The organism is Bacteroides xylanisolvens XB1A, assembly GCF_000210075.1.
Lineage (GTDB): Bacteria > Bacteroidota > Bacteroidia > Bacteroidales > Bacteroidaceae > Bacteroides > Bacteroides xylanisolvens.
Genome location: NC_021017.1, coordinates 2026030 through 2032165, shown reverse-complemented (window position 1 = coordinate 2032165; position 6136 = coordinate 2026030). Strand labels below are relative to the sequence as shown.

Sequence of the window (6136 nt, the reverse complement as noted above, 5' to 3'; positions counted from 1 at the left end):
CACACCGGAAAGTAATACAAATCAATATAAGCTGTTTATCAGATAAACAGAACGGTGGACTTCCTCATAGGGCAATCCACCGTTTTTAATGCAGTTAAATTAAGAGAGAGAAGGAGTTTCACAACTCCTAATTTATTTTTATCTGCTGGCAGTCAACAGAGTTGCTTCATTCGTTGCCGGAGTAGCCACGTTCATAGCCCAGTTCACACTAGATTCTTCAATCCATTTATCATTCCATTTATAGTTCATATAAGCTACCGGCATATTAGCGTCGTTCAATTCGTACACGCTCTTTTCAACAGCCGCATCGTAAGCTCTGTGAGAATCATTCCAACGTGCGTATACCAAAGTGATTTCATTAGAAGAATAAGTATAATCAATCTTGAAGTACGGCAGCCATTTGTCAGTGGAAGCATCCCATTTGAAAGCCTCTTTGGTAGCCATTCTCTTTTGATCGTCATAGGTAAAATCATATTTCATGTGGCGATAAAGAGAGCCATCTAATCTGTAAATCACCTTCGATACTACAAGATCACCTACTGTTTCTTCATTAGTAATGAAGTTATTGTTTTGTGCCTTCACTGTTGCATTAGAGATACCTGCAAATACCATAGCAACTAAAACGATCATTCTGAATAATACTGTAGTTTTCATAATTGTATATTTTTTATTTGTTCAACATTCTGTTTTTTGTTCTTCTGTTTATTAGACGGATCAAGTGTCTCAAACGGTTGCAACATTCTGAACTTTTTTCATGTTTCTTCGTTGTCCGCTTGCGACTATAGATATGCAACGAGCGTGCCAAAAAGATAACAAGTTAATAATCAGAAAGATTGCAAAACAGAATGGTGTACGAAAATGAACAGTTGTACGCTTAGAATCGAACAACCAATTAAAAAACGAACAAATAAATAAATTACTGACTAATAATGCTATTGAAAGAATGTTCGAAAGGTTCGTCATACAGTGATTTATATTCCCTGCAGAAGTGTTCATAGGTAGTCTTAGCCATATATTGCTTACGCATGAATACGTATGTGGCACATTTGAGTCTAAGTGCCGCTTCGTTCACGGAGTCGAACCGGAAGATAATATCGGATATTAATAGTTTGGTATCAAAAGCTTCATGCTCATCCAGTAAAGTGGCGTACTTTAATAAAGACTCAATAAGATTGTCTGCTATCCGGCTTTTAAAAGCGTCAAGCCACAGATAGTCACATTCATTCAGCAAGCCCCCCTTAGCAGTCAGTGCTGCAATGATTTTGATTCGTTCAGTTGTCAGGCTATCGGGACGAATCCGCTCCGGAAGACATTCATAGTAATCCACAAAAGCGTTCTTCTCAAATTGCACCCGCCAGTTACCCGAGATCTTGGAAATCGTACACCCGCCAACAGATTCTACCAGCACCCGCAACTTGGAAAGATTAACCGCCCGATTGTTTTTGGCACTTACATCATCTTTATCAAACCACAACATGGTAGTGAGTTCTTCCGACGATATTCCATTCTCCGTCGACCGCAAGATCAGCAAAACAAACAACTCACGCAAAAGCGGAGAAAAACGTTGCGAGACTTCTTCACCATTACGGTCAAAAACCTGCAATCCACCAAACAGATAAACGGCATTATAGCGGGGCAACCTGACCTTTTCTCCTTCATCGCCAAATGAAGTGAGTATTTCAACCCGGTTGCTTGCCTTCAACCTCTTCTGGCGCCTACGCCGCCAATGCATCCCCAGAAATACAATCATGTCCACCACTATAATCAACAGAATCCAATACCAGGCGGACAGATGTTGTTCTTCCTTTCCAACCGACAACAATTCAGCGTGCCTCTCAAGTAACTTCAAATGAGAACGTTTATCGCCAAGAATATGGAACCGATACCCCCGGTCCGAACGGATACCATGCGACGAAAAGGCATAAGAATGTCCATTTGCGGATATATAAACGGAGTCTGCCGGAAAATAAACCGAAAAGCCAACCGACATGGTATCGGTTGAGATTGAATCTTCCGGAGAACTGACCTGCACTTTCTCCACCTCCGAATTGCACACCCATAATAATTCGGTACCGGCTTGAGGAGAACGGGAAAGAATCAGATTATATAACTCTTTATCTGTACTTTCAATGCGCATCAGCGACTCAAACACCACTTTATCCTGTCCGGGAAGCATGACTTGCAATGTGATGACACTTCCCTTATCCAAGTAATTAAACTGCTTGGTATCAAGTATCTGATCTGCCTTGACACTCTTAATCTCTTCTGCTGAACGCACAGCACGCAGGGATACAGTGAAAAGGAGGCAGAATATCAATAATATAATCTTTTGCCCTGAAGAATAGAAGCCTTGTATATACGATGCCGATAGAAACATTTTAAATACCTGTGTCTGATGAATAGGTCAACAAAAATAAGCTATTTAACTGATGACTCAAAATTTTGGTCTTACTTAATAGAGTATTTTTGCCCCGGCTGCCGCCATTTTAGCATACTCGTGCGCAACACCTGTCACCTCATACTTATCCCAGTTCAACGAATAACCGCCTTTGGCACTGATACGCTTTACCTCCGAAAAATAATACTTACCACGCTGATATCTGTTTGCGCCTTGTGCTTCGGCACCGGTTGAAGTGTTCAGTCCGTTACGATCCGTATCTGCCGTACCCAAATGAACAATCAGTTTACGGGCAAGCAACGATGCTACTTGGGAAGAAGTCGCGACATCCGTATTTTTCAGGCCATAAGGATAAGCAACATCCACATCAGGTAGTGTATACCAGCCCGCGTTGGCACTCACTGCCCTGTCGACACGAGTATCGGGCATAAACGTCACATACCGGTGCACAAACTGCGCTCCGGCAGAATGTCCCCACATATCATATTTAGTCCGCGAAGAACCGGTATCTTTCCGGACAGTATCAAAAACGGACTTGATAAGCGAGAATGTCCATTCCGAACGGTCGAGCAGTGTATTTCCCTGAAACATACCGCCTTCGATATACTGTGCAGTAGAGTAAGTCTCCGTAGGAAACTCAAACACAAATACCATCACATTCCTATTGGACGCTTCTGTACGCCATGCATTCAGATAATCAGCAGCATTCCTTTCCAGTCCGGGAAAAACAAACAACATCGGCATCTTTTTCATATCCCCGTTGGCAGGGATATGAAAATGTATGCGGACAGGACGGTCAGCCAAAGGCGCATATCCGGAATATGTCACGATACCGTCTCCCGGGAGAAACTTGGAGGTTTCTCCCAAAGATTCTGATTCGTCGTCTTTAAAACAACTCGTCATCAATACGGCAATAAGTAAAATCAATAAGTTTGCTACACGCATCATTATCAAAAGAGAATATGAAGATTCAACTTAACCTGAAATTCCTTGGAACCTGCACCCACTAACTGATTGTATGAGGTATATGAACCGGCCAGCTGCAACTTGAACGTATTATTATTGAAATATTTAGATGCGCCGAAAGTAATGTTATCCGCCTCACGCAAGACACTCTGCCCCGTCTCTTTCCATTCGGGGTTCACTTTACTATAAGCGACATCCAGTGCCCATAATTTACGGAAAAGATATCCGGCCTGTACATTGAGTCCATTTCCCAAAGCCAAGTAATTGGCTATCTGACGCGGTTTCAATTTTGCACCCTCATCCTTTTCTACATAAAGTCCGTTCAAGCCATTCGCCGTTGCATTGACATACTCTGCCAACAACGAGAAGCCATTCCACTTGAATAGTAAATCGGCCGACAGCTTACGATAGTCGGGATAATCCGCAGCACCTTCTTTATCATACATCTGAAAATCATTATGCCCTTCACCTACCATATTGCTGGCACCGACATTATAACTATATGCCGCACCGATAGCCAGTTTAGGAGATTTCTCACGAATAAAGTCATTAAAGACCAACTCATTACCGCTCGTAAAGAAACCCAACGGATAAACAGTGACACGTCCGCCATATTTCAATCCGCCCAAATCCGGATCAGTACTTGAGGAACCAAATGAATTGCGTCCGTCACCGGAAGTAACAGCAGCACCTAAATCGAATCCTAACTTGCCAAGTGACAAGCGGCTTTCAACAAATAATCCCAATTCACGCCCTGTGCGGGAGAATGTACGATCCATCAACGAATGTTCACCGAAAGCAAGTCCCTGATCGAGCATCATCATTTGCCGGGTATTAGTAAAGGTCTGTTTCTGTCCGGCACTGATTTTCAATTGTTTCCAGGGAGCATACGAAACCCATGCATCCAATAAAGGATAAGAATCGGCAAAATCAGCTTGCAAGAAGAAGCCCAGTTTCTCATTCAGGAACGAACCTTCCAGGCTCAAATAAGCATGATCGATATCAAATCCATATTCCGACTCTGCGTTCTTTATATCTGTATAGTAACCGGAACCCTGGAGATAACCGCCAAAACGCAGTTTCTGACCGGGTGCTCTCAAGTTCAAGTCAAGCAAACCATCTTTCAGTTGCGGAAATGCCTCGTTTCCAATTGTCTGCGCATACAGACCAGTAGCCAAAATCAAGGAGAAAACTCCTATTATTATCTTTTTCATATCTTGTATTCTATTTATCGTCATTAATTAATCTATTTCATTTTACGATAGACGCCCAGCGTATTATTTACTGCAGCATCAATCACGCGGTAGTTGACGAAACCATTGGCCGATTCCGGTTCCAGCAATACTGTCACAAGGGTAGCCAAAGGTTGGGACATGGAAATACGATAGCTACCGGCCGGAAGAGTAATCGTACGGTTACTGGTATTTGTTACCACGTTCAACGGCAAGATACCAGCCACTAAATCATGACTTTCTACCGCCTTGGTAACGGTATAGCACTCCAGTTCAATCGTTTCCGGAGATGCCAGCCGCTCCAGTTCAACTCCATATTGCTGCAATATTTCGACTGCACGATTTTGGTTCGCATCCAGATAATAGGCAACAGGACGTTGGCGGGTCAATACGACTTCCGATTCGGGAGCAATACGTGCCTCAACAGGCACAGTCACCTCTTTACAGGCAAGCATGTCGATAAAGGTCAATGGATAACCGGAAGCGGCCTTTGAACGGAATGTCACAGCAACATCACCATTATAATGAGCGGATTCGTCCACTGCTTTTCGTATTTGGCCTTCATGTTCAAAAGTAGTACGGGCAAATGACTCTGCCAATTTGTAAACAGTATATACCCTACGCTTATAGGAGGTACGCCCCAGACCGACACCACGTACTTCCATCAGCATGGAGATAGCTCCACGCAAGGCCATGATATTAGTGGAAGAACGGGGTGAGGAACCGCCAATATTGAATATAATTTCTCCACGATTACTTTTGGTAGTGAAATAGGTGTGATGTGTCAGCCCTTCCGCATCGGCCATGCGAATGGCTTCAGGCACATAAAATTCGTCTACAACAGTACGCAATGCCGGAGACACATTCGGGTTGCTGCTCCACAAAAACATAAAGTCGTTAGGGTTGGTAACCAGCAGTCCGTCGGTCACTTCTTCATAAGAAGCGCGGAGTGGTTTATACTCATGGAAGTCAATAAACAAATGAGGTTTGACTGTCAAAGCAACCCGTTGTAAGGTACGTGCTTCCGGAGTTGACAAAAGCGTCTGATCACGGTTCAGGTCTATACCATTGGCAGTGACCCGTTCTCCCTGTTCGCTTCCGTCAATATTTACCGAAGGCATAATATAGAAGTCCATTTTATCAAGCAGAGCAGACAGTTGAGAGTCACAAGTCAGTTGTTTCATAAAATACAGAAGACCTTCGGTGCCAGCAGGTTCATTTCCATGCACACACCCTGTATAGAGGACACGTAATTTATCATTTCCTCCCTTGCTCACTTTTATCATGGGTATTTCACGTCCACGCTGGGTGCGACCAACAATTTGAAGTTTCACTCGTTCCGGATACGTAGTAGCCAGGTCATGTAAGAACGTCATCATCTCACGATATGTGGTGAAGCCGTGTTTCTTGGCAAATGCCGGGGTATCAATATCGACCTGCGGATCCGGGAAAAACTTCGCCGTCACCTTTCCGGTCTGTTGGGCATAGAATGGAAGACCGGACAATAAAAGACAGAGTATTAATAATATTCGTTTCATAG

Annotated in this window: 5 protein-coding genes; all 5 read right to left on the bottom strand. The window is 43.4% G+C overall.

Translation table 11 applies throughout. The features are described 5' to 3' along the window. Positions 1 to 138: 138 nt before the first annotated feature. Positions 139 to 654, bottom strand: a complete 516-nt coding sequence (locus tag BXY_RS08315) for a DUF3836 domain-containing protein (protein ID WP_009040190.1) — start codon at positions 652 to 654, stop codon at positions 139 to 141. 262 nt (positions 655 to 916) lie between these two features. Beyond that, positions 917 to 2377: a hypothetical protein gene (locus tag BXY_RS08310; RefSeq protein ID WP_015531670.1), complete on the bottom strand. Its 1461-nt coding sequence runs from the start codon at positions 2375 to 2377 to the stop codon at positions 917 to 919. 75 nt (positions 2378 to 2452) lie between these two features. Beyond that, entirely contained in the window at positions 2453 to 3346 is an 894-nt protein-coding gene (locus tag BXY_RS08305) for a hypothetical protein (RefSeq protein WP_015531669.1), read from the bottom strand. Between the two features lie 2 nt (positions 3347 to 3348). After that, complete coding sequence (locus BXY_RS08300) at positions 3349 to 4578, bottom strand: hypothetical protein (protein WP_015531668.1); 1230 nt, start codon at positions 4576 to 4578, stop codon at positions 3349 to 3351. 32 nt (positions 4579 to 4610) lie between these two features. Further along, positions 4611 to 6134 (bottom strand): M14 family metallopeptidase, encoded by a 1524-nt coding sequence (locus BXY_RS08295; protein WP_134993100.1) that lies wholly within the window; start codon positions 6132 to 6134, stop codon positions 4611 to 4613. Positions 6135 to 6136 lie beyond the last annotated feature (2 nt).

Bases quoted from the DNA above. Each gene is read 5' to 3' on its own strand.
- BXY_RS08300 (WP_015531668.1), bottom strand. From the start codon at position 4,578: ATGAAAAAGATAATAATAGGAGTTTTCTCCTTGATTTTGGCTACTGGT.
- BXY_RS08305 (WP_015531669.1), bottom strand. From the start codon at position 3,346: ATGATGCGTGTAGCAAACTTATTGATTTTACTTATTGCCGTATTGATG.
- BXY_RS08295 (WP_134993100.1), bottom strand. From the start codon at position 6,134: ATGAAACGAATATTATTAATACTCTGTCTTTTATTGTCCGGTCTTCCA.
- BXY_RS08315 (WP_009040190.1), bottom strand. From the start codon at position 654: ATGAAAACTACAGTATTATTCAGAATGATCGTTTTAGTTGCTATGGTA.
- BXY_RS08310 (WP_015531670.1), bottom strand. From the start codon at position 2,377: ATGTTTCTATCGGCATCGTATATACAAGGCTTCTATTCTTCAGGGCAA.